Origin of the sequence: Thiocystis minor, from assembly GCF_016653465.1 — a bacterium.
Classification (GTDB): Bacteria; Pseudomonadota; Gammaproteobacteria; order Chromatiales; family Chromatiaceae; genus Chromatium; species Chromatium minus.
Map to the genome: position 1 here is coordinate 15,299 of NZ_NHSQ01000147.1, position 25,650 is coordinate 40,948.

General features: G+C 65.5%; 28 protein-coding genes. 25 read left to right on the forward strand and 3 right to left on the reverse strand.

The features are described from left to right. Positions 1-267: 267 nt before the first annotated feature. From glgP to CCR95_RS19835, 22 genes are all read left to right on the forward strand, one after another. The gene (gene glgP / locus CCR95_RS19730; RefSeq protein WP_242523365.1) at positions 268-2,016 is read left to right on the forward strand and encodes an alpha-glucan family phosphorylase; all 1,749 of its coding nucleotides are present in this window, start codon (positions 268-270) and stop codon (positions 2,014-2,016) included. Between the two features lie 304 nt (positions 2,017-2,320). Continuing rightward, positions 2,321-2,662: a class I SAM-dependent methyltransferase gene (locus tag CCR95_RS25545; protein ID WP_242523366.1), complete on the forward strand. Its 342-nt coding sequence runs from the start codon at positions 2,321-2,323 to the stop codon at positions 2,660-2,662. A 96-nt stretch (positions 2,663-2,758) separates the two neighbouring features. Further along, positions 2,759-3,190, forward strand: a complete 432-nt coding sequence (locus CCR95_RS19740) for a hypothetical protein (RefSeq protein ID WP_201097677.1) — start codon at positions 2,759-2,761, stop codon at positions 3,188-3,190. Positions 3,191-3,353: 163 nt separating this feature from the next. Continuing rightward, positions 3,354-3,809, forward strand: coding sequence for a hypothetical protein (locus tag CCR95_RS19745; RefSeq protein WP_201097679.1), 456 nt, complete (start codon positions 3,354-3,356; stop codon positions 3,807-3,809). A 149-nt stretch (positions 3,810-3,958) separates the two neighbouring features. Further along, positions 3,959-4,135 carry a hypothetical protein gene (locus CCR95_RS19750; protein WP_201097681.1) on the forward strand — a complete coding sequence of 59 codons (177 nt, stop codon included), beginning with the start codon at positions 3,959-3,961 and terminating at the stop codon, positions 4,133-4,135. A gap of 179 nt (positions 4,136-4,314) precedes the next feature. Beyond that, entirely contained in the window at positions 4,315-5,400 is a 1,086-nt protein-coding gene (tal, locus tag CCR95_RS19755; protein ID WP_201097683.1) for a transaldolase, read from the forward strand. Beyond that, the gene (locus CCR95_RS26465) at positions 5,397-5,753 is read left to right on the forward strand and encodes a hypothetical protein (protein ID WP_201097684.1); all 357 of its coding nucleotides are present in this window, start codon (positions 5,397-5,399) and stop codon (positions 5,751-5,753) included. Before tal ends, CCR95_RS26465 begins: the two co-directional genes overlap by 4 nt. Continuing rightward, positions 5,636-6,151 carry a phosphoketolase family protein gene (locus CCR95_RS26470; RefSeq protein WP_420825676.1) on the forward strand — a complete coding sequence of 172 codons (516 nt, stop codon included), beginning with the start codon at positions 5,636-5,638 and terminating at the stop codon, positions 6,149-6,151. The genes CCR95_RS26465 and CCR95_RS26470 overlap by 118 nt, the downstream gene beginning before the upstream one ends. Before the next feature lie 22 nt (positions 6,152-6,173). Beyond that, positions 6,174-6,302, forward strand: a complete 129-nt coding sequence (locus CCR95_RS19770; RefSeq protein WP_201097686.1) for a class I fructose-bisphosphate aldolase — start codon at positions 6,174-6,176, stop codon at positions 6,300-6,302. After that, positions 6,299-6,916: a histidine phosphatase family protein gene (locus tag CCR95_RS19775; RefSeq protein WP_201097688.1), complete on the forward strand. Its 618-nt coding sequence runs from the start codon at positions 6,299-6,301 to the stop codon at positions 6,914-6,916. Before CCR95_RS19770 ends, CCR95_RS19775 begins: the two co-directional genes overlap by 4 nt. A 167-nt stretch (positions 6,917-7,083) precedes the next feature. Then, entirely contained in the window at positions 7,084-8,550 is a 1,467-nt protein-coding gene (atpD, locus tag CCR95_RS19780; RefSeq protein ID WP_201097690.1) for a F0F1 ATP synthase subunit beta, read from the forward strand. Then, on the forward strand, positions 8,547-8,936 hold the full coding sequence (locus CCR95_RS19785; protein ID WP_201097692.1) for a F0F1 ATP synthase subunit epsilon: 390 nt from the start codon (positions 8,547-8,549) through the stop codon (positions 8,934-8,936). Before atpD ends, CCR95_RS19785 begins: the two co-directional genes overlap by 4 nt. After that, positions 8,929-9,267, forward strand: coding sequence for an AtpZ/AtpI family protein (locus CCR95_RS19790; protein ID WP_201097694.1), 339 nt, complete (start codon positions 8,929-8,931; stop codon positions 9,265-9,267). The genes CCR95_RS19785 and CCR95_RS19790 overlap by 8 nt, the downstream gene beginning before the upstream one ends. Then, entirely contained in the window at positions 9,260-9,580 is a 321-nt protein-coding gene (locus CCR95_RS19795; protein ID WP_201097696.1) for an ATP synthase subunit I, read from the forward strand. The genes CCR95_RS19790 and CCR95_RS19795 overlap by 8 nt, the downstream gene beginning before the upstream one ends. Beyond that, entirely contained in the window at positions 9,561-10,250 is a 690-nt protein-coding gene (locus tag CCR95_RS19800) for a F0F1 ATP synthase subunit A (RefSeq protein WP_201097698.1), read from the forward strand. Before CCR95_RS19795 ends, CCR95_RS19800 begins: the two co-directional genes overlap by 20 nt. A 30-nt stretch (positions 10,251-10,280) precedes the next feature. Next, positions 10,281-10,562 (forward strand): F0F1 ATP synthase subunit C, encoded by a 282-nt coding sequence (locus CCR95_RS19805; protein WP_201097700.1) that lies wholly within the window; start codon positions 10,281-10,283, stop codon positions 10,560-10,562. A gap of 3 nt (positions 10,563-10,565) precedes the next feature. Beyond that, positions 10,566-11,345 (forward strand): F0F1 ATP synthase subunit delta, encoded by a 780-nt coding sequence (locus CCR95_RS19810; protein WP_201097702.1) that lies wholly within the window; start codon positions 10,566-10,568, stop codon positions 11,343-11,345. Between the two features lie 179 nt (positions 11,346-11,524). Then, a complete protein-coding gene (locus tag CCR95_RS19815; RefSeq protein ID WP_201097704.1) occupies positions 11,525-12,094 on the forward strand; it encodes a four helix bundle suffix domain-containing protein in 570 nt (189 codons plus the stop codon). A 238-nt stretch (positions 12,095-12,332) separates the two neighbouring features. Continuing rightward, positions 12,333-13,883 (forward strand): alternate F1F0 ATPase, F1 subunit alpha, encoded by a 1,551-nt coding sequence (locus tag CCR95_RS19820; RefSeq protein WP_201097706.1) that lies wholly within the window; start codon positions 12,333-12,335, stop codon positions 13,881-13,883. Positions 13,884-13,932: 49 nt separating this feature from the next. Next, positions 13,933-14,301 (forward strand): HPF/RaiA family ribosome-associated protein, encoded by a 369-nt coding sequence (locus CCR95_RS19825; RefSeq protein ID WP_201097708.1) that lies wholly within the window; start codon positions 13,933-13,935, stop codon positions 14,299-14,301. After that, entirely contained in the window at positions 14,298-15,245 is a 948-nt protein-coding gene (locus tag CCR95_RS19830) for a F0F1 ATP synthase subunit gamma (protein WP_201097710.1), read from the forward strand. Before CCR95_RS19825 ends, CCR95_RS19830 begins: the two co-directional genes overlap by 4 nt. Before the next feature lie 204 nt (positions 15,246-15,449). Beyond that, a complete protein-coding gene (locus tag CCR95_RS19835; protein WP_201097712.1) occupies positions 15,450-15,764 on the forward strand; it encodes a DUF1840 domain-containing protein in 315 nt (104 codons plus the stop codon). Between the two features lie 123 nt (positions 15,765-15,887). On the opposite strand, the gene CCR95_RS19840 is transcribed toward CCR95_RS19835, so the two are convergent. From CCR95_RS19840 to CCR95_RS19850, 3 genes are all read right to left on the reverse strand, one after another. Next, positions 15,888-16,103, reverse strand: a complete 216-nt coding sequence (locus tag CCR95_RS19840; protein WP_201097714.1) for a YgaP family membrane protein — start codon at positions 16,101-16,103, stop codon at positions 15,888-15,890. 138 nt (positions 16,104-16,241) lie between these two features. Continuing rightward, the gene (locus CCR95_RS19845; protein WP_201097716.1) at positions 16,242-19,706 is read right to left on the reverse strand and encodes an HAD-IC family P-type ATPase; all 3,465 of its coding nucleotides are present in this window, start codon (positions 19,704-19,706) and stop codon (positions 16,242-16,244) included. 164 nt (positions 19,707-19,870) lie between these two features. Beyond that, complete coding sequence (locus tag CCR95_RS19850) at positions 19,871-20,017, reverse strand: entericidin A/B family lipoprotein (RefSeq protein WP_201097718.1); 147 nt, start codon at positions 20,015-20,017, stop codon at positions 19,871-19,873. 642 nt (positions 20,018-20,659) lie between these two features. On the opposite strand from CCR95_RS19850, the gene CCR95_RS19855 reads away from it, so the two are divergent. From CCR95_RS19855 to CCR95_RS19865, 3 genes are read left to right on the forward strand one after another with little or no spacing between them, the layout of a single operon-like run. Continuing rightward, entirely contained in the window at positions 20,660-21,733 is a 1,074-nt protein-coding gene (locus CCR95_RS19855) for an HlyD family secretion protein (RefSeq protein WP_201097720.1), read from the forward strand. Further along, a complete protein-coding gene (rbbA, locus tag CCR95_RS19860) occupies positions 21,730-24,492 on the forward strand; it encodes a ribosome-associated ATPase/putative transporter RbbA (RefSeq protein ID WP_201097722.1) in 2,763 nt (920 codons plus the stop codon). Before CCR95_RS19855 ends, rbbA begins: the two co-directional genes overlap by 4 nt. Positions 24,493-24,494: 2 nt before the next feature. After that, positions 24,495-25,619 carry an ABC transporter permease gene (locus tag CCR95_RS19865; protein WP_201097724.1) on the forward strand — a complete coding sequence of 375 codons (1,125 nt, stop codon included), beginning with the start codon at positions 24,495-24,497 and terminating at the stop codon, positions 25,617-25,619. Positions 25,620-25,650 lie beyond the last annotated feature (31 nt).

The window sequence follows — 25,650 nt, forward strand, 5'->3', positions numbered from 1 at the left end:
GGTCGTGTTCCGCACCGCAGCCAGAGCACACTTGATGTCCTGGTGCCGGTGTGTCCAGGTGAATTAGGTATTCTTACGGAGTGTCTGATCGCGCTTGGAAAGCCATCATTAAAACACGGCACTCCAGCCGCTCGGGACGACGTGAGTCGAACCTTGACTCCGCGCTTCTCGATGACGATCTAGGGACTGATCCAAGTCCGTTGGGCGCGATCATTGCCGGCAGAAACTTGCGTTCGTCATCCCAAAGCGACAAGAGAGCAACACGCAATGAGCATGACACCGGCACTCAATCTCGGAAGCAGCATCCATCCGGACGGCGTTGCGAACGATGCACGGATCGCCTATTTCTCGATGGAGATTGCCCTGCATCCGGCGATGCCGACTTACAGCGGCGGGTTGGGCATTCTGGCGGGCGACATGATCCGTGCCGCCGCCGATCGCGAGCTGCCGATGGTGGCGGTCACGCTGCTGCACCGCAAAGGCTATTTTTATCAGACGATCGACGCCAGTGGCTGGCAGACGGAAAATGCCGTCGAATGGATCGTGGAGGATTTCGTGCAGGCGCTGCCGCAGCGCACCGCCGTCACGATCGAGGGCCGGACGGTAGCCCTGCGCGCCTGGCGTTACGATGTCCGCGGCTGCACCGGCGCGGTGGTGCCGGTCTATCTGCTCGACACCGATCTCCCCGACAACGGCGAATGGGATCGCACGCTGACGCACTGGCTCTACGGTGGCGATCCGCACTATCGGCTCTGTCAGGAGGTCGTGCTCGGCATGGGCGGGGTGACGATGCTCCGCGCACTCGGCCACGACGGTCTCCAGCGCTTCCACATGAACGAAGGACACGCCAGTCTGCTCCCCATCGCGCTGCTCGACGAACACGCCAAACGCGCCGGTCGCACGAGCTTCACGCACGAGGACATCGAAGAGGTCCGCCGGCATTGCGTGTTTACCACGCACACCCCGGTCCCCGCCGGTCACGATCGGTTCCCCACCGAACTCATCAATCAGGTGCTCGGCCGCGAGGAGACGGCGGCGATGAAGGACGTGTTGCTCTGGGACGACTATCTCAACATGACCTATCTGGCGCTTAACCTGAGTTACTACGTGAACGGTGTCGCCAAGAAACACGCCGAAGTGTTGCGCCAGATGTTTGCCCAGTACCGCATCGACGCCATCACCAACGGCGTGCATGCCGTGACCTGGACCAGCCCGGCGTTCCAGGCGCTGTTCGATCAGCACATCCCCGGTTGGCGCGAGGAAAATTTCACCCTGCGCTATGCGTTGGGCATTCCGCCACATGAGGTTTGGCGGGCGCACGACCAGGCCAAGCGTCAGCTCTTGGATCACGTCAACCGTGTCACGAATGTGGGCATGGATGCGCGCGACCTGACGATCGGATTCGCGCGCCGCGACGCGACCTACAAGCGCGGCGATCTGATTTTCCTTGACCTGGAGCGGTTGAAACGGATTTCCGCCGACGTCGGTCGCTTCCAGATCATCTATGCCGGCAAGGCCCATCCGCAAGACCAGGAAGGCAAGGAACTCATTCAGCGTATCTTTCAGGCGCGCGATGCACTCAAGTTGCAGGTCAAGATTGCCTACCTGCCCAATTACGATTGGCCGCTGGCGCAGTTGATGACGGCCGGCGTGGATGTCTGGCTCAATACCCCGGAGCCGCCGCTGGAGGCCTCCGGCACCAGCGGCATGAAGGCCGCGCTCAACGGCGTGCCCAGCCTCAGCATTCTCGACGGTTGGTGGCTCGAAGGCTGCATCGAAGGCGTAACCGGTTGGGCGATCGGCGACTTAACGAGTCCCGCCAACATGGGCGAGGATCAATCACCCCACGATGCGGCGGCGCTCTACGACAAATTGGAGCGGGTGATCGTCCCGCTGTTCTACAGCGACCAGGAGCGGTTTATTGACGTCATGCGTCACGCGATCGCACTCAACGGTTCGTTTTTCAATACCCAGCGCATGGTGCTGCAATACGTCACGAAGGCGTATCTTCGCTGACGATCACGGCGGCATACGCCAACGGATGACTGATCGATGAATTGAGCCATCACCCGTAAACGCTGAATGTGGGTTCCATCGCTGGGGGACGAAATACGCGCACGATTGATGGCGGTTTGTTCGGCAACACACATGGACGGAGCATTTTTTGTGTGCGCTAGCGAACAGACGGCCCCGGACACTTTGGCCATGCTCTCGGTGAAGCTTGGTTCAATGACGCTCACTTGGCGGCTGAGACCGGGCGGAGCGCCTGTCCGCGAGTCGGTCAGACGGGTTCGGAAACCGTCCTGCGGAGACACCCTCGATGAGCCAATGCGCAACCGTTTTCGGGGCTTCGGCCCCTGACCGACTTTCTCATCTGATTCAGCAGCGGGTCTTCGGCGACCGGGTCAAGATCCCGTTGGAAATTCGCCTCTGGGGCGGCCGCACCGATCGCTGCGGCGACGCCGAGCCGGCGGTGAAGATCCTGTTCACCTGTCGGGCCTGGGCCGAAAACCTGGAGGCCGCCCGGGAGGACATCATCGCCCGTTGGGGCGAGACGCTCTATCGGCGCTTCCGGCTCTATCTCTGGGGCTCGGCCCTGGCCTTCCTGAGTCGAAGCGCGGAGGCCTTTCGGGTCGTGTTGGAACGTCCACTGGATGCATGAGGGGATGTCGTTGTGAAACCCATCGATTGCGGAAAACTCTCCGCGCACTTGCGGTTCTGCTGGGTATTGCTGAGTTGGCTGTCCCTGGCCCCGGTCATGGCCGCTGACTGGCAGGGAACCCTGCCGGATGGTTCGCGGGTCGAGGTGGATGCGAGCACCCATCGGGCCTGGCATCGAGACGGCAACAGGGTTGTGCCCTTGTGGGATGGCGTGCACCAGCTTGAGGACGGCTCGGTGGTGATTGTCCGTGATGGAACCGCGGTGCCCACCACGGGGATGCTGGAGACCTGGGTGCCTTCATCCGAGGAGGAATCACCGCGCGTGTCATCGGCGTGTGACGATCTGATCAAAGGGGTCTGCGGTGCGGATAATCGCTGCGCGACATCGCAGGCCTGTGGTCTGGCGCATCAACTCGCCGAAATGGCGGCGGGCAAGTCGGCCAAGGTGATGGGCGCTGACGCGCGCATCAAGACCGGGGACCAATGTCGCGAGGCCCTCGCGAATCCGTTCTTTGTGCGCTGCGATTGATCCATCGGCTTCCGCCAGGACGCTTATGTGCGGCAGCGTACCGACAGCCATCGCCAGTGCGCCTAAAAGAAGCCTCTCGCATTGGTTCATTGGGACGCTGACAGATGAGCGTTTGGCCTCTTGCGCAGACAAACATCCTACCAATCCTGACTGGAGTTTGACCATGAAACGCATGAGCCTTCGCACCACGTCGACTGCTGCCCTCTTTCTCGCCGGTTCGGTCTTGACCGTCAGCGTGTTTGCCCAACCGCCACAAGGCGCCTATGGTCCGGGCGACGGCATGAATCCCGGCGCGATGAGCGGCCCCGGATACGGACCAGGTCCTGGACCCAGTCAGGGTCCGGGCTATGGGATGGGTCCCGGCATGATGCATGGTTACGGCCCTGGATCCGGTCAGGGTCCGGGCTACGGCATGGATCCAGGCATGATGCATGGTGACGGTCATGGATCCGGTCAGGGTCCGGGCTATGGGATGGGTGGTCCCGGCATGATGCGTGGTTACGGCCCTGGCCCTGGTCAAGGCTACGGTATGGATCCCGGCATGAGGGGGGGCTACGGCCCAGGATCCGATCAGGGTCCGGGCTATGGTCAGGATCCCGGTTTCAATCGGACCAGATAACCGCAGGTGCCGCTTGAGGCGCGAGCGTTGGCGGCCGGACCAGTCCAGCGCATGAGCCACCAGGATACCCATTCAGCCCATCGCGGTCTCGTCGCAAGATCGCGGTCTTCTTCGTCAGCCTGCGCCTGGTCGACGAAGAGACCTTGGCCGTGCGCTACCTCGTCGTCAATACGAGCAACTGGTGTGTCGGTCATCAGGTGTTGGTCGCCCCGCCGTGGATTGCGGGCGTGCACTGGCCGGATCGAAGCGTCTCGGCCGATCTGAGCCGCGCGGAGAGACAGGCTGCGCCGTCCTACGATCCGTCGGCGGAACTGGATCGGCAATGAGAAGCGGATCCGCACGCGCACGACGGGCGACCCCCGCACTGGCAGACCGGCTCGGCGCCCGACGACCGCGTGATCTGACGCCAAGCCACCAGCGAGCCCCCTCTAGCCCAATGGCCCAACTGTCCCCGCCGACTGCCGTTGGCGCAACCCCAACTCTGCCTGAGCCCAGGACTGCAAACATGAACCCTACACAGGCACTCCATCAGCTCGGCCAGAGCCTCTGGCTGGACAACATCACGCGCAGCCTGCTGCGCAGCGGCACCCTGGCGCGTTACATCGGCGAGTTGTCGGTGACCGGCCTGACCTCGAACCCGACCATCTTCGAGCATGCGATCGGCGCGGGCGACAGCTACGACGACAGCATCCGCGTGCTCGCCGACAGGGGGCTGTCGGATGAGGATCTGTTTTTCGCACTCGCCCTCGAAGACCTGACGCAAGCGGCCGATCTGTTCCGACCTGCCTTCGACGCCAGCGACGGTCTGGACGGCTGGGTGTCGCTCGAAGTCTCGCCGCTCCTGGCCCACGACGCGGCTCACACCATCCGGGACGCGAACCGGCTGCATACGAAGGCCGACAAGCCCAACCTGTTCATCAAGATCCCCGGCACGGCCGAGGGCATCGCGGCCATCGAGGAAGCCATCTTCGAGGGCGTGCCGGTCAACGTCACACTGCTGTTCTCGCGCGAGCAGGTGCTGGCCGCCGCCGAGGCTTACCTTCGTGGCATCGAGCGCCGGCTGGCGACCGGGCTCGATCCTGACGTGGCGTCGGTGTTGTCGCTCTTCGTCAGCCGCTGGGACGTCGCCGTGAAGCAGGACGTCGCGCCACCTTTCCACAATCGGTTGGGCATCGCCATCGCCATGCGCACCTTCAAGGCGCACGCCGAACTCTTGGCCTCGGCACGCTGGCAGCGACTCGCCGCCGCCGGCGCGCGCCCGCAGCGCCTGCTGTGGGCCAGCACCGGCACCAAGGACCTCGCAGCGCCGGACACCCTGTACGTCCAGGCGCTGGCAGCGCCCGGAACCATCAACACCTTGCCCGAGAAGACACTGCTGGCCTTTGCCGATCACGGCCAGGTCGAACGGGCGTTGCCGGCCGACGGCGGTGACGCCGAAGCCGTGATCGCGGACTTCCGACGCGAAGGTATCGACGACGACGCGCTCGCCGCTCAACTACAGCGCGAAGGGGTCGATGCCTTCGCCACCTCCTGGCATGCGCTGCTCACGCGCATCCGCGAGAAGCGCGCGTTACCGGCGCCGCGGACATGAGCGCGGCCAGCCTCGATCGGCTGTGCATCAACACCCTGCGCACGCTGGCCATCGACCAGGTGCAGCGGGCCAACTCCGGGCACCCCGGGACGCCAATGGGTGCGGCGCCCACCGCCTACTGCCTTTGGCAGCGCTTCCTGCGCTTTGACCCCGAAGATGCCGCCTGGCCCGACCGCGACCGCTTCGTGCTGTCGGTCGGCCACGCCTCGGCGCTGCTGTATGGGCTGCTGCATCTGTGCGGCGTGAAAGCGGCGACTATGTGCTGGCCGATGCCGCCGACGGGCGGCCCGAGGTGCTGCTGCTGGCCAGCGGCAGCGAAGTGGCCTTGTGCATCGCCGCCTACGAGGAGTTGACGTCCGAGGGCATCCAGGCGCGCGTGGTCAGCATGCCCTCGTGGGATCTGTTCGAGCGCCAGGACGATGCCTATCGCGAGCAGGTGCTGCCCGAAGCCGTGACGGCCCGCGTCTCGGTCGAGGCCGCTTCGCCGCTGGGTTGGGACGGCGACTTCCATGTTCGCGGCTACAAAGAGGAAGGCACCATCACCACTCCCTTCGACATGACGGTGCTGAACGATCTGGACCGTTTCCACCTGGTGATGGACGCCATCGACCGGCTGCCTCGGACCGGCGACAAGGGTATCTACCTGAAGCAACAGCTCAAGGACAAGCTGATCGAACACAGGCAGTACATCGACAAACACGGACAGGACATGCCGGAGATTCGCGACTGGACCTGGAGCATCCCCGCATGACCGCGCCCTTCAGCAACCGGCCATGGAAACCTGGGCGGGCCAGGACGCCAACGCGAAAGCCGCACAACAAGCCCTGCTGCAACGCGCCAGATGCAACTTGGCCGCGCGTCGCGGCGAATACCGTGCCGCACTGGAAGTCACAGGCGCATGACAGCCAACGCATCCAACAGCCTGCGCCTGTATCTCGTTCGTCACGGCGAAACCGAGTGGTCGCTGTCCGGCCAACACACCGGCCGCGCGGATCTTCCGTTGACCCAGCATGGCGAGGACGAGGCGCGCGAACTGGGCCGGTACCTGCGGGAGATCCCATTTGCCCATGTGCTGACCAGTCCGCTCAAGCGCGCGCGGCAAACCTGCGAGTTGGCCGGTCTGGATCTCACCCCGGAAATCGCGCCCGACCTGGCCGAATGGGACGATGGCGATTACGAAGGCCAGCGCTCAGTCGATATCCGGAGCAGCCGTCCGGATTGGGATGTCTATCGGGACGGCTGCCCCCAAGGGGAAATGCCCGCACAGGTTTCTGACCGCGCCGATCGGCTTCTCGCCCGTGTGTGCGCCCTGACCGGAACGATCGCGCTCTTTTCGCACGGTCAATTCGGCGGCGTCCTGGCCGCGCGCTGGATCGGGCTGGCGGTGACCGAAGCGCGGCATTTCACACTCGGCACGGCATCGCTCAGCCTGTTCGCCTTCGACTCCCACCACCCGGACGTACCGGTGATCGCGTTGTGGAATCTGGTCGCTCGGGACATGCCCGCTCATGCGTGAATCCGGACCGGTGACCAATGCCGCGAGGCGCTCGCGAATCCGCCTGTTGCGCGCAGCGATTGATCCATCGGTTGCCGCCAGGACGCTTATGTGCGGCAGCGTACAGACGGCCGTTGCCAGCGCACCTATAAGAAGCCTATCGCATTGGTTCAGTTGGACGTTGACAGATGAGCCGCCAGGAAACCCCTTCAGCCAATGACGGCCGGGTCGTCGCGGTGCGCGGCAGCGTCGTGGATCTGCGCTTCGAGACGCATCTGCCGTCGATCCATCGGCTGCTGCGCGCCGGGGCGGAAGGCGAGATCCTGATCGAAGTGCTGGCGCAGTTGGATGCCCGGCAGGTGCGCGGGATCGCCCTGACACCCACACAAGGACTCGCGCGCGGCATGTCGGTCGAGGACAGCGGCGGGCCGCTGATGGCGCCGGTGGGCAAGGGCGTTCTCGGGCGCATGTTCGACGTCTTCGGCAACGCCATCGACCGCCAGCCGGCACCCACCGAGATCGAATGGCGCTCGGTGCATCGCGCCCCGCCGCCGCTGGCGCGGCGTTCCACCCAATCCGAGATCTTCGAGACCGGGATCAAGGTCATCGATGTGCTGGTGCCGCTGGAGCGCGGCGGCAAGGCGGGCCTGTTCGGCGGGGCGGGTGTGGGCAAGACCGTGCTGCTCACCGAGATGATCCACAACATGATCGGCCACCACGCCGGGGTCAGCCTCTTCTGCGGCATCGGCGAGCGCTGTCGCGAAGGCGAGGAACTCTATCGCGAGATGAAGGACGCCGGCGTCCTGCCGAACATGGTGATGGTCTTCGGCCAGATGAACGAGCCACCGGGCAGCCGCTTTCGGGTCGGCCACGCGGCGCTGACGATGGCCGAGTATTTTCGCGACGACGAGCAGCGCGATGTGCTGCTGCTGATCGACAATATCTTCCGCTTCATCCAGGCCGGCATGGAGGTCTCCGGGCTCATGGGTCAGATGCCCTCGCGTCTGGGCTATCAGCCGACCATGGGGACGGAGCTGTCGGGGCTGGAGGAGCGCATCGCCAACACCGATGCCGGCGCCATCACGTCGATCCAGGCGGTCTATGTGCCGGCGGACGATTTCACCGATCCGGCGGCGGTGCATACCTTCTCCCATCTCTCCGCGTCCATCGTGCTCTCGCGCAAGCGGGCGGGCGAAGGGCTGTATCCGGCCATCGATCCGCTGCAATCGAGTTCCCGGATGGCGACGCCGGGGATCGTCGGCGAGCGGCATTACGCTTTGGCGCAGGAGATCCGGCGCACCCTTGCCCAATACGCGGAACTGAAGGACATCATCGCCATGCTCGGTCTGGAGCAACTGTCGCCAGAGGATCGCAATCTGGTGGCGCGTGCGCGGCGGCTGGAGCGGTTTTTGACTCAGCCTTTTTTTACGACGGAACGCTTTACTGGGCTGACTGGCAAGCTGGTGAGCCTAGCTGAGGCGCTGGATGGCTGCGAGCGCATTTTGGGGGATGAGTTTAGGGATGTGCCCGAGGGGGCGCTTTATATGATTGGGGGGGTGGATGAGGTTAAGGTTAAGGCGAAGGACTATAAGGACTGCAAGGACAAGGACGACAAGGACCACAAGGACAGCAAGGACGAGGAGAAGACAGTATGAAATTAAAGGTTTTGTTGCCTTTTCGGGTTTTTGTGGAGGTCACCGGGGTGACGCGCATCGTCGCGGAGACGCCGGATGGCGCCTTTGGGCTGCTGCCACGTCGATTGGATGGTGTCGCGGCGCTTGCGCCGGGGATTCTGATCTACGAAACCGCCGCCGAGGGCGAGGTCTACCTGGCCGTGGATGCCGGGGTGCTGGTCAAGACCGGGCCTGAGGTGCTGGTGTCGGTGCGCCGGGCGATCCGCGGCAGCGACCTCGGCCAGTTGCGCGCGACGGTGGAGCGGGAGTTTCTGATCCTGGACGAACGCGAGCAGGAAATGCGCTCGGTGATGGCGAAACTGGAATCCGGATTTCTGCACCGTTTCGTGAGTCTGCAACATGACTGAGTCTCCAGAAAGAAAGACGGCGGGCACGGCTCCGACCCTCGCCGGACAGGTCGGCAACAAGGCCGCGCGCAAGCTCAAGGCCCGGCGCGACCCCACGCCGGGGGTCTGGTTCGGCCTCGGCATGATGGGGCTGATCGGCTGGTCGGTGGTGGTGCCGACCCTGCTCGGCGCGGGGCTGGGGCTCTGGCTCGACGCACGGCATCCCGGCACCCATTCCTGGACGCTGGCGCTACTGGTCGGCGGGCTCACGCTCGGCTGCTTCAATGCCTGGCGCTGGGTCGCCAAGGAAGAACGGGCGATGCGCGAAGAACAGGAGGATCGCGATGACTGACACGCTGAACCTGGTGCTGGCCGGGGTCGTGGGCCTGGCGCTCGGGGCGGTCTTCTTCGGCGGACTCTGGTGGACGCTGCGCAAGAGCCTTGAGTCACCGCGCCCGGCGCTGTGGCTGCTGGGCAGCCTGCTAACGCGGATGAGTCTGGTGCTGGTCGGCCTGTACCTGGTCTCCGACGGCCAATGGGAGCGCCTGCTGGCTGGGCTCGTCGGCGTGATCGGCGCGCGGTTTTTCGTCCTGCGACTGACTGGCCCAGCCGCTGGACATCAAGGCGTTGCAAAGGAGGCCCGGCATGCGTCTGACGCCCGATGAGATCATCTTTTGGCAGTACGGGTTTCTCAAGCTCAACGCCACCATCGTCTTCACCTGGGCGCTGATGCTGGTGCTGGTGGTCGGCTCGATCCTGGTCACGCACCGGCTGTCTCGGGATCTCAGCCGTTCGCGCTGGCAGAACCTGCTGGAGATCCTCGTCACCGGCATCGAGCAACAGATCCGGGAGGTCGGCCTGCATGAGGCGCGCACCTATCTCGGCTTTCTCGGCACCCTCTTCCTGTTCGTCGCCGCGGCCACCCTGGCCACCGTCATCCCCGGCTACGAGCCGCCGACCGGCTCGCTCTCGACCACCACCGCACTCGCGCTGTGCGTGCTGGTAGCCGTGCCGCTGTTCGGCATCGCGGACCAGGGGCTGGGTGGCTATCTCAAGTCCTACATGGAGCCGACCGTCATGATGCTGCCGTTCAACCTCATCAGCGAGGTCTCACGCACCCTGGCCCTGGCGGTGCGGCTGTTCGGCAACATGATGAGCGGGGCGATGATCATCGCCATCCTGCTCACTATCACGCCCTTCCTCTTTCCGATCCTCATGACAGCGCTCGGCCTGCTCACCGGGATGGTGCAGGCGTACATCTTCAGCATCCTGGCCGCTGTGTATATCGCGGCCGCCACGCGCACACGCAAGCCCAAGCCGGTGGCCAAGCCATGAGACACCCACAGACTCAGCGGAGAACACACCATGGATAGCTTGACCCTGATCGCGGTGGCATCGATCGTCATCGCCGGCCTCACCACGGGCTTCGGCACCATGGGACCGGCGCTCGCGGAAGGCCGCGCGGTGGCGACCGCGCTGACCGCACTGGCGCAGCAGCCCGACGCCTCGGCCACCATCACCCGCACCCTGTTCGTCGGTCTGGCGATGATCGAGTCCACGGCCATCTACTGCTTCGTGGTTTCGATGATCCTCATCTTCGCCAACCCCTTCTGGAACCTCGCCATCGCCCAGGTCGCCGGGAAGTAGGTCATGCTCATCGACTGGTTCACCGTCGGCGCGCAGGCGATCAACTTTCTGGTTCTGGTGTGGTTGCTGAAGCGCTTTCTCTATCGCCCGATCCTCGACGCCATCGACGCGCGCGAGCAGCGGATCAGCGCGGAGCTGGCGGATGCCGACGCCAAACGCGCCGAGGCCCGGCAGGAGCGCGAGACCTTTCAGCAGAAGAACGAAGAATTCGACCGACAGCGTGCGGCGCTCCTGGCCGAGGCGACGGATGCAGCGAAGGCCGAGCGCCAGCGGCTGCTCGACGAGGCCCGGCAAGCCGCCGATGCACTGCGCGCCAAGCGGCAGGACGCCTTGCGACAGGAGGCCGATCAGCTCAATCAGGCGCTATCGAAACGGACTCGGCGGGAGGTCTTCGCGATCGCGCGCAAGACCCTGACGGATCTTGCCGGGGTCAGTCTGGACGAGCGTCTGGTTGAGGTCTTCATCGAGCGCCTGAGGGCGATGGAGGGCGAGGCGCATGCCGTGTTTGCCGAGGCGCTGAAGGCGGCAACCGAGCCGGTGCGGGTGCGCAGTGCCTTTGAGCTGCACGCGGTGCAGCGCGCGATGATCCAGGCGGCGCTCAACAGCGATTTTGCAACCGAGGTTCCGGTCCAGTTCGACGCCGGGCCGGATTTGGTTGGCGGGATCGAGTTGACGGTGCATGGACAACGGATCGGCTGGAGCATTGCGGATTATCTGAGGTCGCTGGAGCAGGGGGTTGGGGAGTTGCTGAATGGGCAGAGTGGGGTTGCAAAGAGTGAATGACTTCAAGGACTCCATGGACTACAAAGACTTTTAAGGACAACAAAGACTTTAAGGACAACAAAGACTCCAGGGACTTCAAGGACTGGTTGATTCAGTTGTCGTTGCAGTCCTTGATGTCCTTGAAGTCTTCTCTTTGAAGTCTTTGAAGTCCCTGAAGTCCTTCAACCAAGGAGCACCCCATGCCCACCGGCTTCATCCCCACCCACGGCGGCTACAAAAACCTGCTCTCCTATCAAAAAGCCGAAATCGTCTACGACGCCACAATCCATTTCTGTCAACGATTCGTCGAAAAACGCGACCGCACCTATGACCAGATGGTGCAAGCCGCCCGGTCCGGCAAACAGAACATCATCGAGGGCAGCATGGCCTCCGGTACCTCGAAGGAAATGGAGATCAAGCTGACCAATGTCGCCCGAGCCAGCCTGGAGGAGCTGCTGGCCGACTACCGCGACTTCCTGCGCGTGCGCGGGATCGCGGAGTGGCCCAAGGATCACGCCTACGCCCTTCGGCTGCGCGAGCTGAACCGTATTCCCAACGCGACTTATGAAACCTTTCGCAAGGGCGTCGAGCATCCCGACCCGGCCATTTGCGCCAACGTCATCATCGGGTTGATTCGGGTGACGAGCGTGCTCTTGAGTCGGCAGATTCAGGCGCTGGAGAAGGCGTTTCTTGAACAAGGCGGGCTGCGTGAGCGCATGACCAGGGCGCGGCTTGATGCGCGTGACCGGCAGCGCGGGAGGGGGCGGTGAGTGTTGAGGACTTCAAGGACTTTAAGGACGACAAAGACTCCAAGGACAACAGGGACCGATTGGCTCGGTTGTTGTTGCAGTCCTTAAAACTTTTTAAAGACGACAAAGACTTCAAGGACAACAAAGACCGTCAAGCCCAGCGGTCCTTGCAGTCACTGGAGTCTTTGAAGTCTTTTCTTTGCTGTCCTTGAAGTCTTTGTAGTCCTTGAAGTCTCTGAAGTCCCAAGAGCCCTAACCCATGCCACAAACCCTCCAAGCCATCTTCGACCAGACCTTTGCCGCCATCAGCCAGGCAAGAGACACCTTTGTCCCTGAGATCACGCCTTACGAGATCGGCACCATCGCCAGCGTCTCCACCGGCATCGCCAAGGTTTCCGGTCTACCCAGTGTCGGCTTCGAGGAACTACTGGCGTTTCCCGGCGAGGTCTTCGGCATCGCCTTCAACCTGGACCCGGACGAGATCGGCGTCGTGCTGCTCGGGGACTACTGGCAACTGCACGCCGGCGACGCGGTCGAGCGCACCGGTCGAGTCATGGACGTGGCGGTCGGCGATGGCCTGCTGGGACGTGTCATCGACCCGCTCGGCCGCCCGCTCGATGGCTTGGGGCCGCTGTCCACCAGCGCGCGCCTGCCGATCGAGCGTCCCGCCGCGCCCATCATGGACCGCGCGCCGGTCACCGTACCGCTGCAGACCGGGCTCAAGGTCATCGACGCCCTCATCCCCATCGGACGCGGCCAGCGCGAGCTGATCCTCGGCGACCGTCAGACCGGCAAGACCGCCATCGCGATCGACACCATCCTCAACCAGCGGGGTCAGGATGTGCTGTGCGTCTATTGCGCCATCGGCCAGCGGGCCTCGGCCATCGCCAAGACGCTGGCGACCTTCCGGGAACAGGGCGCGCTGGACTACACCCTGGTGGTCGTGACCGAGGGCAACGACGCGCCGGGGCTCACCTACATCGCCCCCTATGCCGCGACCAGCATCGCCGAGCACTTCATGGAGCAGGGCCGCGACGTGCTGATCGTCTATGACGACCTCACCCACCATGCCCGCGCCTATCGCGAGCTGTCGCTGCTGCTGCGCCGCCCGCCCGGTCGCGAGGCTTTTCCGGGCGATATCTTCTACATCCACTCGCGCCTGCTGGAGCGCGCCACGCACCTGCGCGAGGGACTCGGCGGGGGCTCGCTCACCGCGCTGCCCATCATCGAGACCGAGGCGCAGAACCTCTCCGCCTACATTCCGACCAATCTCATCTCCATCACCGACGGACAGATCTATCTCTCGCCGTCGCTGTTCGAATTGGGCGTGCTGCCCGCAGTCGATGTCGGCCAATCCGTCTCGCGCGTCGGTGGCAAGGCACAGCGGGCGGCCTACCGTGCGGTCGCGGGCGATCTGAAGCTGGCCTATGCGCAATTCGAGGAACTGGAGACCTTCGCCCGCTTCGGTGCCCGCGTCGATGAAGACACCCGGAGCCGCATCGCGCATGGGCGACGCATCCGCGCCTGTCTCAAGCAGCCGGAATTCGCCCCGGTGTCGATGCCCGCGCAGATCGCCATCCTGCTGGCCCTGACCGCCGGACTCTTCGACGCGGTGGCGCTGGCGCGGATGCCCGAGGCCGAACGGGCGGTGCAGGAAGCGGCGACACAGATTCAGGAGGAGATCGTTGATCGGTTGGTCAACGCCGATGCCTTGAGCGACGCGGATCGTCGAACCATCGTCGAGATCGGGCGCGCGGCGCTGGCCGGATTCCAGCCACAGCCGGAGTCCGAGCCCAAACCGGGAGGTTAGTGCGAATCGTCCGGAGCAACCAACACTGAGTCAGGATGAGGAGAACAGCATGCAGATCCAAGTCAATACCGATCGTCATACCGAAGGGCACGAGCGCCTGGCCACTTGGGCCAGTGGCGTCGTGGAACAGGCGCTGAGTCATGTCAGCGATCGCATCACGCGTGTGGAGGTCCACCTCAGCGATGAGAACGGCGACAAGCGCGGGCAGCACGACCAGCGTTGCATGATGGAAGCCCGTCTGGAAGGTCGCCAGCCGATCGCCATCACGCATCAGGCGGCGACCATGGACCAGGCCGTCAAGGGTGCCGCGGAGAAGTTGACCGGCGCAGTCGAGAGCATTCTCGGTCGGTTGCGCGATCAGCGCCATCACCAGGCCGAACCACTCCCAGAGGAGGCGACACCGCCGGACGCGCCATGAGCGACACCGCCGCCAGCCTGCGCCACAAAATCGGGAGCGCCGGCGACCTCCAGGCCGTGGTCCGCACCATGAAATCGCTGGCCGCGTCGAGCATCGTTCAGTACGAGCAATCGGTGCTTGCCTTGGGCGACTACGCGCGCACCGTGGAGCTGGGCTTGAGCGTCTGCTTCCGGGGCATCGGCCACGCGGAGGTCGTGGCTGGCGATGCCAAAGGCGCCGCGACGGGCGACATTGGCGCGGTTGTGTTTGGCTCCGATCAGGGACTGGTGGGCCAGTTCAATGATCTGGTGGCCGAGCAGGCGGTGAAGACGCTGGAAGGGCTGACCGATCCGCCGTGGGATCGACCCGGGAGACGGGCGCAGGTGTGGGCGGTCGGCGAGCGGGTACAGGCGCGTTTGGCGGACGCGGGGCTGCCAGTGGTCGGCCGCTTCAAGGTGCCGAGTTCGGCCGCGGGCATTACCCCGCTGATTGGAGAGATTCTGACGGCGATCGAGACGGACGATGGGTTTCGCCGCGCGCTACCCAGCCTGTATCTTGTCTACAACAGACCCGACCCGGCGGCGGTCTATGCGCCCGTCGCGCAGCGACTGCTGCCGTTGGACGCGCCCTGGCGGCGCTCGCTGGCCGAAGCCCCCTGGCCGACGAACAACCTGCCCGAGATCATCGGGGGCGACACCGGAGCCGCTAACGGAACCCTGCGGGCACTCATCCGCGAGCATCTGTTCGTCTCGCTCTTTCGGGCCTGTGCCGAATCCCTGGCCAGCGAGAACGCCAGCCGTCTCGCCGCGATGCAGCGCGCCGACAAGAACATCGAAGAGTTGCTGGAAACGCTGAACGGAACCTTCCACCAACTGCGCCAAAGCGCCATCGACGCGGAGCTGTTCGATGTCATCGCCGGCTTCGAGGCACTCGCCGGATCGCGGCGAACAGCAAAACGGTGTTAAAAAAGAGCTGTCAGCTTCCAGCCTTCAGCGGCCAGCTTGTTTGAATCAGACACTTGGCCATCGCGCCTCGCGTGCGGGGACTCACCTAACGGGAGACGGCTTCGATCAGCGAAAACCTTGGCACAACAACGGCTGGAAGCTGGTCGCTGACGGCTGACGGCTTTTTTACGTTAAATCAATCATCAAGACAGGAGTGAGGAAACCATGTTGATCACGTTCGAAACCAAAGCCTACGCCAGCATCACCATGTTCGGGGATGTCGCCATCGCCTTGCTCAAGCTGATGGGGCAGAGCGGACGCGTGCCCGGCGCCCTGATGGCCGACGATGTGCCGGCCGCACTGGCGCATCTGAAGGCGGCCGTCCAGGCGCAACCGGACGCGCCTCTGGATCCAGCCAACAACTCAGTGAGTGACGGAGAGGAAGGCGAGCACGTCAGCCTTGCCCATCGGGCATTGCCCCTGATCGAGCTGCTCACGGCCGCTGCCGCGCAGCACGAAAACGTGATGTGGGACGTCTGATCGGGTTGCACGAGAGCCAACGGCGGAGCACCGATGTCAATGCGCCCGAATTTGCACAGCGTCAGAGGCACAACGAAGCCCACCGCCGGGCCTGGCGGCCCGCTCGGTAGGCGGCCTCCTGGCCTATTTGCTCACGGGCGTCACGTCCTTGTTGGAGCTGAAATCGAAGAAGGTGTAGACCGGGCAGAAGCGGAAATAAGCGGTGACGAGCAGCACCGTGCCGAGGAGTCCACCAATCCAGCTACCGCGAAAGATGGCGAGGATCAGAAGGACGCCGACGATGGCGCGAATCAGACGATCGGTGTTGCCGACGTTGGGTTTGGTGTAATCGAAATTCATCACGAATGCTCCAATGGTTGACGATGGATGGTGGCCTCCGTGCCGGATCGGTCCGTGGCGGGATCGGTTGGGATCGAGCCGCGATTCCGGTCCTTCCGTCCGCCTCGGGGCGGACGGGAAGTCCTGAGAAAAGTGGATTTAGACAGGCTCCGCGTTGTCCCTTCTCCTGTTCGGGTCAGGGGCGATGACGTGCGCGGGACGCCCCGAACGGCGCGCAAACCACCAGCCGATCGCCTTCTCGATCTCGACCAGCAGGAAGATCCCCGCGCCGAGCCCGACCGGCAGCAGCCAATCGCGGGCGGCCAGCGGAGCGGTGTGGAACCAGGCGTTCATGAAGGGCGCATAGACGAACAGGGCTTGCAACAGGGCGAGCACGCCGACCGCGATCCAGACCGCCGGGTTGGTCAGCCACAGACGCGGCCTCAAGCTCGTTTCGTAGAGCGAGCGGCAGTTGAAGAGAAAGAAGACCTGCCCGAGCACCAGGGTGTTGACGGCCATGGTTTGCGCCGAAGCGATGGGATAGCCCTGGCCCTGCTCGAAAAGGAAGACAGCGATGGTGGCCGCGCCGATCAGCAGCGAGACCAGGACCATGCGCCATAGCAACCAACCGCCGAGGATGGGCGCATCGGGTCGGCGCGGCGGGCGCTGCATCAGCCCCGGCTCGGCGGGCTCGAAGGCGAGCGCGAGCGAGAGGGTCACGGCGACCACCAGATTGACCCAGAGGATCTGCACCGGCGAGAGCGGCAGCGCGAAGCCGAACAGCACCGCGACCAGGATGACCAGCGCCTGGGCGCCATTGGTTGGCAGCAGGAAGAGGATGGATTTGCGCAGGTTGTCGTAGATGGTGCGGCCCTGCTCCACCGCCTGCTCGATCGAGGCGAAGTTGTCGTCGGCCAGCACGATGGCGGCCGCCTCCTTGGTCGCTTCTGTCCCCTTGATGCCCATGGACACGCCGACATCGGCGCGCTTGAGCGCGGGGGCGTCGTTGACCCCGTCGCCGGTCATGGCCACCACCTCGCCATTGGCCTGGAGTGCCTGCACCAGACGCAGCTTGTGCTCCGGGCTGGTGCGGGCGAAGACGTCATGATCCTGGACGATCCGGCGCAACGCCGCCTCGTCGGCGGCCTCCAGCTCGGCCCCGGTGACGGCGCGGTGACCGTTGCCAATGCCCATCTCCCGCGCGATGGCGATCGCGGTGCCGGGATGATCGCCGGTAATCATCTTGACCCGGATGCCGGCCTGTCGGAAGGCGGCGATCGCGGCGACCGCCTCCGGGCGCGGCGGGTCGAGGATGCCGACCAGCCCCAGGAACAGCAGCCCGCCATCGAGATCGGCGGGCGTGAGGTCGCTCTTGTCGTCCGCGGCGGCACCCACGGCGGCGGCGAGCACGCGCAGCCCCTCAGCGCTGAGTGAGGCGATCTGGTCCTCCCAGAACGCCAACTCCAGCGGCTCGCGGCCGCCGTCGACGCCCCGCTGTTCGGCGCAGAGCCGCAGCACTGGACCGGGCGCGCCCTTGACCAGCATCCGCAGCGCCGGTCCTGGCGCTGGCTCCGGCCTCTGGTCGAGCGTCGCCATGAGCTTGCGGGTCGAATCGAAGGGGATGACCGCCAGGCGCTGGGAGTCGCCCGACGCGAAACCGGCCTTGTGCGCGAGGGTACGCAGCGCGCCCTCGGTCGGCTCCCCGATCACCGTCCAGTGGCCGTCTTCCTCGGCGATGTGGGCATCGTTGCAGCGGGCCATGACCTCGACCAGGGCCTGGAGGTCCGGGGTTTGCGCGAGCGCAACGGGGTGCTTATTGAAGCGAATCTCGCCGTCCGGGGCATAGCCGATCCCCGTCGCTTCGTAGTGAGCGACGCGGGTGACCAGATGCCGCGCGGTCATCTCGTTGCGGGTAAGGGTGCCGGTCTTGTCGGTGCAAATCACGGTGACCGAGCCCAGGGTCTCCACCGCCGGGAGCCGGCGGGTGATGGCATTGCGTCGCGCCATCCGCTGCACGCCCAGCGCCAAGGTGATGGTCAGGACCGCTGGCAGACCTTCCGGGATCGCGGCGACAGCAAAACCGATGGCGGCCATGACCAGCTCGCCCAGTGGGAAGTCGTGCAGCCACCAACCGATCAGGAACATCCCCGCCGCCATGACGAGGATCACGAAGGAGAGCACCCGACCGAAGGCGGCCATCTGCCGGGTTAGCGGGGTGGCCAGCGTCTCCACCTCCGCGATCAGGCGGCCGATGCGCCCAATCTCCGTGGTCGGCCCGGTGCCCGTGACGACCCCCAGCCCGGCGCCGCCCGCGACCAGGGTGCCCGAGTAGGCCATCCCCCGCCGGTCGCCGATCCCGGCCGTCTGGTCCACCGGCTCGGTCCCCTTGTCGGCGAGTACCGACTCCCCGGTCAGCGCGGACTCGTCGATGCGCAGACTGGCCGATTCGCAGAGCCGCAGATCGGCGGGCACGCGGTCGCCGGCGCGCAGTCGCACTAGGTCGCCCGGCACCAGATCGGCCGAGTCGATCAGCCCCCATTGGCCATCGCGCCGGCACTGGGCGCTCGGCGCGAGCATCTTGCGGATGCCCGCCAGCGCCTGCTCGGCCTTGCCCTCCTGGATGAAGCCGATGACGGCATTGATGACCGTCACCTCCAGAATCACCCAGGTATCGACCCAGTGGCCCATCAGCGCCGTCGCGACCGCGCCGGCGAGCAGGATGTAGATGAGGCTGTCGTGGAAATGCCTGAGGAAGCGTCTGATCGGACCGGCCCGCGCCGGGCTGGGCAGCCGATTGGGGCCGACGAGTGCGAGGCGTTTGGTCGCCTCGGCGGCGGAGAGACCCTCGGGACGGCTTTGCAGCGCCTTCAGAACCTCCTCGGCCGGCAGCGCATGTGGCGCGCCGACAGCGAGCCCGCTGGGAACCGCCGTTGCGGGCGCCAGCGCGCGGTCGTCGTGAACATCGAAGCGGTAGAGCAAAAGGACGGCGGCCAGGGCGCCGCCCAGGAGCCAGTCCGGACCAATCAGCCAGAGCACGAAGGGCACGGCCAGGATGAAGACCCGGGTGCCCTGGTTGTAGTGGCGACCGGCGCGATCGAGGATCTCGGCGATGGGGTCGATCGCTGGACCGTTGAAGAAGCCGTCCGGCAGATTGATGACGAAACTGCCCTGGTTGTAGTACCGCAGCGCCAACAGGAAGGACATGAAGCCGGCGAAGAAGAGGGCGGCGAGCAGCAGCAGCTTGACGCGCACGAGATCCGGTCCGCTCGGTGCCGCGCTCAGCGCCTGCGACAGATCGGCTAGATCGATCCCGCCGAAGGTCACGCCCATGATGCCCAGGCTGATCAGCATGCAGGTCGAGGCAAACGTGGTGGCGGACATCACCCAGTTGCGCAGGGTTTGGATCGCCAGATTGTCCTTGCCGCCGGCGCGCACAGCCTCGATCCAGGCCCGGCGCAGCCGGTTGGAGCGGCCCTGGTGGGTGCGCTCGGGGTGACGGCGCGCGAGCCAACTCATGGAGAGCTGATAGCCGATCAGCAGCGCGAACCCCACGGCGTCCGCGCCCCGGATCCAGGGCCATCCGGCCAGCTCGGCGAACAGGGCATCGAACGAGTCAGGCGGCATCAAACCCCGCCTCCATCGCGGCGAGAGACGCACGAACCATCCCTGGCGCCCCGACCAGCCGCTGCCGCGGTGTCGGTCGATCCTCCGGCGAGCAGGAAGCCGACCATGGCTGTCATGGCCGGCTTCCTGGTGTTGCTAGCGGTGCGCATGCGCTTCTCGCCGCTTCACATATCCTTCTTGACGTCTCTCGCCGAATCGCTCAAGGCATCACCGCCGCTCTGGATATCCTTGCCGGCGCCCTCCATGGTGTTGCAGCCGAACAATCCGCTGATCGCAATCAGCAGTGTCAGTGTCAGGAGCTTATTCATCATCAATACCTCTTCTATGGGCCGTTTGTTGGCGTTTGCCTTGCGGTCGGTTCGTCCAGCGTGCATGGGCTCCCGATCGACTGGATTCTGGTTTGCCGGCACCGCTGGCTGGGGTCGCGCGGCATCTGCGAATGCACCTGGGATGAGTGAATCTACGCCGTCAGGGCGACGCGCTTCAGTGCGCTAGCGAACTTAAGGACACCTTAATCGCGCATCCGAGAAGCCTCGCACGCTGTGGCGCGCGGGGGCCGCTATCTCGCTTCGTGCGCTAGCGAACAGACGTCGGCCTGACATTGCGTTTAACCTGGTTCGAATTGCGCCGTGTCCGAGTGCTCGAACAGAGTGCGGGAACCAGCGAACCAACGAGCAGGCAGAGGTGTATGGCGATGACTCGGTTAACCAGCCGTTCAAGCAATCGAGCAGGATCTCTCCCACCCAGTCGCCCGCTGGGGGAGTCGGTTGAACACCCTTTCTTACAGGTCAAGGAGTTGATCCGCGAACGCCGCAGACTCGCCTTGGTATACCAGCGCAGTCAGAGCGGCCTCGACCGCGGCCATCTGGATAACATCGATCGCAAACTTGCCAGCCACAACATCGATATCCCAGCCATCCAGCGCTCTGTCGCCCAACGGAAGACCTGAAACCGTGACCCCAGCACTTAAGAAGAAGGCGGTTGCGGCAGTCATCCTGATCGCCATCGCCACCCTCGCGGTCCTGGCCTGGACCGCCCTGCAACCCTCGGGTCCGGGTGCCGGCTTCGTCAGCGGCAACGGCCGCATCGAGGCCACCGAGGTCGACGTCGCCACCAAGCTCGCCGGTCGGGTGCGGGAGATCCTGGTCAGCGAGGGCGATTTCGTTGAGGCCGGTCAGCCGCTGGCGCGGATGCAGGTCGACGTCCTGGACGCGCAGCGCGACGAGGCGCTGGCCAAGTCCCGCCAGGCCGTCACCGCCGTCGCCAGCGCCAAGGCCCAGGTCGCGGTGCGCCAGAGCGACACCGCCGCCGCGCAGGCCCTGGTGGGTCAGCGCGAGAGCGAGCTGGACGCGGCCCAGCGGCGTTACGCGCGCTCCGAGACCCTGTCCGAGAAGGGCATGACCACCCGTCAGATCCTCGACGACGACCGCGCCCGCGTGCATGGCGCGGAGGCGACGCTGGCCGGAGCCGAGGCCCAGGTGACCGCGAGTCAGGCGGCGATCACGGCCGCGCGCGCCGGGGTCGTCGGCGCCAACTCCGGCGTGGAGGCGAGCGAGGCAACGGTCGCCCGCGTCGAGGCCGACATCGAGGACAGCCTGCTCAAGTCCCCGCGCGCCGGGCGGGTGCAATACCGCATCGCCCAGCCCGGCGAGGTGCTGGGCGCCGGTGGCAAGGTGCTCAACCTGGTCGATCTGAGCGATGTCTATATGACCTTCTTCCTGCCCGAGCGGGCGGCCGGGCGGGTGGCGCTGGGCAGCGACGTGCGTCTCGTGCTCGATGCCGCGCCGCAATATGTGATTCCGGCGCGGGTGTCCTATGTCGCCAGCACCGCGCAGTTCACGCCCAAGACGGTGGAGACCGCCAGCGAGCGCCAGAAGCTGATGTTTCGCGTCAAGGCGCGGATCGATCCGGCGCTGTTGCAACAACACCGTAAACTGGTCAAGACCGGACTGCCCGGCATGGCCTGGCTCAAGCTCGACGAACAGGCTATCTGGCCGGCTGAGCTGGTGCTGAAGGTGCCGGATTGACCGCCGTCGATCCGCCGGAGCGGGACGCGCCGGCGCCGGTAGCCAGCCTGACCGACGTGAGTCTGCGCTACGGCAAGGTGGTGGCGCTGGACGCCATCACCCTCGACCTCCCGGCCGGGCGCATGGTCGGACTGCTCGGCCCGGACGGCGTGGGTAAATCCAGCCTGCTGGCGCTGCTGTCCGGCGCCCGCGTCATTCAAGAGGGCCAGGTACGAGCCTTGGGCGGAGACATGGCCGGCGCCCGCCATCGCGGGCGCGTCTGCCCCCGCATCTCCTACATGCCCCAGGGCCTGGGCAAGAACCTCTATCCGACCCTGTCGATTGAGGAGAACCTCCAGTTCTTCGGCCGGCTATTCGGCCACCCGGCCGCCGAGCGCCGCCGCCGCATCGATGCGCTGACCGCGAGCACCGGCCTGACGTCCTTCCTGTCGCGTCCGGCCGGCAAGCTCTCCGGCGGCATGAAACAGAAGCTCGGGCTCTGCTGCGCCCTGATCCACGACCCGGACCTCTTGATCCTGGACGAGCCGACCACCGGCGTCGATCCGCTCGCCCGCTCGCAGTTCTGGGACTTGATCAGAGGGATAAGGGCCGAGCAAACCGGCATGAGCGTGATCGTCGCCACCGCCTACATGGACGAGGCCCAGGGCTTCGACTGGCTGGTGGCCATGGACGCCGGCCGTGTCCTGGCCACCGGCACACCGGCCGAGCTGCTGGAGCGCACCGGCAGCGCGTCGCTGGACGCGGCCTTCATCGCCCTGCTGCCGGAGGACCGTCGGCGCGGTCATCGGGCGGTGACCATCCCGCCGCTCGCCGCCGGAGTCGATGCCGAGATCGCCATCGAGGCGGAAGACCTCACCATGCGTTTCGGCGATTTCGTCGCCGTCGATCATGTGAATCTCTCCATCCGTCGCGGCGAGATCTTCGGCTTCATCGGCTCCAACGGCTGCGGCAAGTCCACCACCATGAAGATGCTGACCGGACTGCTGCCGGCCAGCGCGGGCCGTGCGGCGCTGTTTGGGCAGGCGGTCGATCCCAAGGACATCGCCACGCGCCGGCGCGTGGGCTATATGTCGCAGGCGTTCTCGCTCTACTCGGAGCTGTCGGTGCGCCAGAACCTGGTGCTGCACGCGCGCCTGTTCCAGGTGCCGGAGACCGACATCCCGACGCGGGTGGAAGAGATGGTCCAGCGCTTCGGTCTGGCCGAGGCGGTCGACGCCATGCCCGGCACGCTGCCGCTGGGTATCCGCCAGCGTCTCTCGCTGGCCGTGGCCATGGTGCATCGACCCGAGCTGCTGATCCTGGACGAGCCCACCTCGGGCGTGGACCCCATCGCGCGCGACAGCCTCTGGCAACTGATGATCGACCTGGCGCGCAACGACCGGGTCACCATCTTCATCTCCACCCATTTCATGAACGAGGCCGGGCGCTGCGACCGCATCTCGCTGATGCATGCCGGGCGCGTGCTGGTCACCGATGCCCCGGCCGAGCTGGTGCGTCAACGCGGCGCGGCGACGCTGGAGGCGGCCTTCATCGGCTATCTGGAGGACGCCGGCGCGCGGGGCGAGACCTCGGCCGCACCGGCGACAGCGGCCCCATCGGTTGCAGCGACCGCGCCGCGCGCCCACCGCCTTCCCTTCAGCCTGGGCCGCGCCTGGAGCTACGGCCTGCGCGAGACACTGGAGCTGCGACGCGACCCGATGCGCGCCACCATGGCGCTGCTCGGAACGGCGCTGCTGATGTTCGTCTTCGGCTATGGCATCAGCCTGGACGTGGAGGATCTGAGCTATGCCGTGCTCGATCGCGACCAGACCGGCTTGAGCCAGAATTACGCGCTGAACCTGTCCGGCTCGCGCTACTTCGTCGAGCGCCCGCCGATCCAGGACGACCGCGATCTCGACCGGCGCATGCGCGCCGGCCAGCTCGCGCTGGCCATCGAGATCCCGCACGGCTTCGCGCGTGACATCGCGCGCGGTCACAGCGTCCAGATCGGCGCCTGGGTAGACGGTGCCATGCCAGTGCGCGCCGAGACGGTGCGCGGCTATGTGCAGGGGATGCACCAGGGCTGGCTGCTGGAGCAGGCGAAACACCAGCTCGGCCAGGACGCCGCGACCGGACCCGCCACCATCGCGACCCGCTTTCGCTACAACCCGGACGTGCGCAGCCTGCCGGCGATGGTGCCGGCGGTCATCCCCATGCTGCTGCTGATGATCCCGGCGATGCTGACCGCGCTCGCGGTGGTGCGCGAGAAGGAGCTGGGCTCCATCATCAATCTCTATGTAACCCCGGTCACCCGCAGCGAATTCCTGCTCGGCAAACAGCTCCCCTACATCCTGCTGGCGATGCTCAACTTCGCCCTGCTGACGCTGCTGGCGGTCACCGTCTTCGGGGTGCAGGTGAAGGGCAGCCTGCTGGCGCTGACGACGGGGGCGCTGCTCTTCGTCACCTTCTCGACCGGTTTCGGGCTCTTCGCCTCGACCTTCACGCGCAGCCAGATCGCGGCCATGTTCGTGACCATCATCGGCACCATCATCCCGGCCGTTCAGTTCGCTGGCATGCTCAACCCGGTGTCCTCGCTCGAAGGCGTGGGGTATCTCATCGGCCAGGTCTATCCAGCCGCGCACTTTCTGACCATCACCCGTGGCGTCTTCAACAAGGCGCTGGGCTTCGCCAGCCTCGAAGCCTCCTTCTGGTCGCTCGCGCTGGCGGTGCCGGTGATCCTGACCCTGTCGATCCTGCTGTTGAAGAAGCAGGAGCGCTGAAGATGGCGCATCTCGCCAACATCTACCGCCTGGGCATCAAGGAGCTTTGGAGCCTGGCGCGCGATCCCATGATGCTCGTCCTCATCGCCTACACTTTCACCGTGTCCATCTATGTGGCGGCCACGGCGATGCCGGAGACCCTGCACAAGGCGCCGATCGCCATCGTCGACGAGGACGCCTCGCCGCTGTCGGCGCGCATCGCCGCCGCCTTCTATCCGCCGCGCTTCGATCCGCCGGCGATGATCGCCCTCTCGTCGATCGATGCCGGCCTGGATGCCGGGACCTATACCTTCGTGCTGGACATCCCGCCGGACTTCCAGCGCGACGTGCTGGCCGGACGCTCGCCCGCCATCCAGCTCAATGTCGACGCCACGCGCATGAGCCAGGCGTTCACCGGCAGCAGCTTTGTCCAGCAGATGGTGCTGGGCGAGGTCACGGCGTTCATGCAGGGCTACCGCGGCAGCGCCCCCTTGCCGGTGGAACTGGCCCTGCGCACCCGTTTCAATCCCAACCTGGAGCAGTCCTGGTTCGGCGCCCTGATGGAGATCATCAACAACGTCACGATGCTGTCGATTATCCTGACCGGGGCGGCGCTGATCCGCGAGCGCGAGCACGGCACCATCGAGCACCTGCTGGCGATGCCGGTCACGCCCGCCGAGATCATGCTGGCCAAGGTCTGGTCGATGGGGCTGGTGGTGCTGCTGGCCGCCGGCGTGGCGCTGGTGTTCGTCGTGCAGGGTGTGCTGCGCATCCCGATCGAAGGCTCGCTGGCGCTCTTCCTGGTCGCCGCCGCGCTGCATCTCTTCGCCACCACCTCGCTCGGCATCTTCATGGCCACGCTGGCGCGCTCGATGCCGCAGTTCGGAATGCTCGCGGTGCTCATCCTGCTGCCGCTGCAACTGCTCTCGGGCAACTCCACCCCGCGCGAGAGCATGCCGGCACTGGTACAGGACGTGATGCTGGCCGCGCCCACCACGCACTTCGTCACGGCCGCCCAGGCAATCCTGTATCGTGGCGCGGGTATTGCGGTGGTCTGGCCGCCGTTCCTTGCGCTCGCCGTGATCGGCGCGGTGTTTTTCGCCATCGCGCTCACGCGCTTTCGCCGGACCATTAGCGCGATGGCCTGAGTCCACTTCGTGACACGCAACCATGACTGAT

What these genes read in the sequence shown, in the direction of transcription:
- glgP (WP_242523365.1), top strand. Translation starts at nt 268, where the DNA reads ATGAGCATGACACCGGCACTCAATCTCGGAAGCAGCATCCATCCGGAC.
- CCR95_RS25545 (WP_242523366.1), top strand. Translation starts at nt 2,321, where the DNA reads ATGAGCCAATGCGCAACCGTTTTCGGGGCTTCGGCCCCTGACCGACTT.
- CCR95_RS19740 (WP_201097677.1), top strand. Translation starts at nt 2,759, where the DNA reads ATGGCCGCTGACTGGCAGGGAACCCTGCCGGATGGTTCGCGGGTCGAG.
- CCR95_RS19745 (WP_201097679.1), top strand. Translation starts at nt 3,354, where the DNA reads ATGAAACGCATGAGCCTTCGCACCACGTCGACTGCTGCCCTCTTTCTC.
- tal (WP_201097683.1), top strand. Translation starts at nt 4,315, where the DNA reads ATGAACCCTACACAGGCACTCCATCAGCTCGGCCAGAGCCTCTGGCTG.
- CCR95_RS26465 (WP_201097684.1), top strand. Translation starts at nt 5,397, where the DNA reads ATGAGCGCGGCCAGCCTCGATCGGCTGTGCATCAACACCCTGCGCACG.
- CCR95_RS19770 (WP_201097686.1), top strand. Translation starts at nt 6,174, where the DNA reads ATGGAAACCTGGGCGGGCCAGGACGCCAACGCGAAAGCCGCACAACAA.
- CCR95_RS19775 (WP_201097688.1), top strand. Translation starts at nt 6,299, where the DNA reads ATGACAGCCAACGCATCCAACAGCCTGCGCCTGTATCTCGTTCGTCAC.
- atpD (WP_201097690.1), top strand. Translation starts at nt 7,084, where the DNA reads ATGAGCCGCCAGGAAACCCCTTCAGCCAATGACGGCCGGGTCGTCGCG.
- CCR95_RS19785 (WP_201097692.1), top strand. Translation starts at nt 8,547, where the DNA reads ATGAAATTAAAGGTTTTGTTGCCTTTTCGGGTTTTTGTGGAGGTCACC.
- CCR95_RS19790 (WP_201097694.1), top strand. Translation starts at nt 8,929, where the DNA reads ATGACTGAGTCTCCAGAAAGAAAGACGGCGGGCACGGCTCCGACCCTC.
- CCR95_RS19795 (WP_201097696.1), top strand. Translation starts at nt 9,260, where the DNA reads ATGACTGACACGCTGAACCTGGTGCTGGCCGGGGTCGTGGGCCTGGCG.
- CCR95_RS19800 (WP_201097698.1), top strand. Translation starts at nt 9,561, where the DNA reads ATGCGTCTGACGCCCGATGAGATCATCTTTTGGCAGTACGGGTTTCTC.
- CCR95_RS19805 (WP_201097700.1), top strand. Translation starts at nt 10,281, where the DNA reads ATGGATAGCTTGACCCTGATCGCGGTGGCATCGATCGTCATCGCCGGC.
- CCR95_RS19810 (WP_201097702.1), top strand. Translation starts at nt 10,566, where the DNA reads ATGCTCATCGACTGGTTCACCGTCGGCGCGCAGGCGATCAACTTTCTG.
- CCR95_RS19815 (WP_201097704.1), top strand. Translation starts at nt 11,525, where the DNA reads ATGCCCACCGGCTTCATCCCCACCCACGGCGGCTACAAAAACCTGCTC.
- CCR95_RS19820 (WP_201097706.1), top strand. Translation starts at nt 12,333, where the DNA reads ATGCCACAAACCCTCCAAGCCATCTTCGACCAGACCTTTGCCGCCATC.
- CCR95_RS19825 (WP_201097708.1), top strand. Translation starts at nt 13,933, where the DNA reads ATGCAGATCCAAGTCAATACCGATCGTCATACCGAAGGGCACGAGCGC.
- CCR95_RS19830 (WP_201097710.1), top strand. Translation starts at nt 14,298, where the DNA reads ATGAGCGACACCGCCGCCAGCCTGCGCCACAAAATCGGGAGCGCCGGC.
- CCR95_RS19835 (WP_201097712.1), top strand. Translation starts at nt 15,450, where the DNA reads ATGTTGATCACGTTCGAAACCAAAGCCTACGCCAGCATCACCATGTTC.
- CCR95_RS19840 (WP_201097714.1), bottom strand. Translation starts at nt 16,103, where the DNA reads ATGAATTTCGATTACACCAAACCCAACGTCGGCAACACCGATCGTCTG.
- CCR95_RS19845 (WP_201097716.1), bottom strand. Translation starts at nt 19,706, where the DNA reads ATGCCGCCTGACTCGTTCGATGCCCTGTTCGCCGAGCTGGCCGGATGG.
- CCR95_RS19850 (WP_201097718.1), bottom strand. Translation starts at nt 20,017, where the DNA reads ATGATGAATAAGCTCCTGACACTGACACTGCTGATTGCGATCAGCGGA.
- CCR95_RS19865 (WP_201097724.1), top strand. Translation starts at nt 24,495, where the DNA reads ATGGCGCATCTCGCCAACATCTACCGCCTGGGCATCAAGGAGCTTTGG.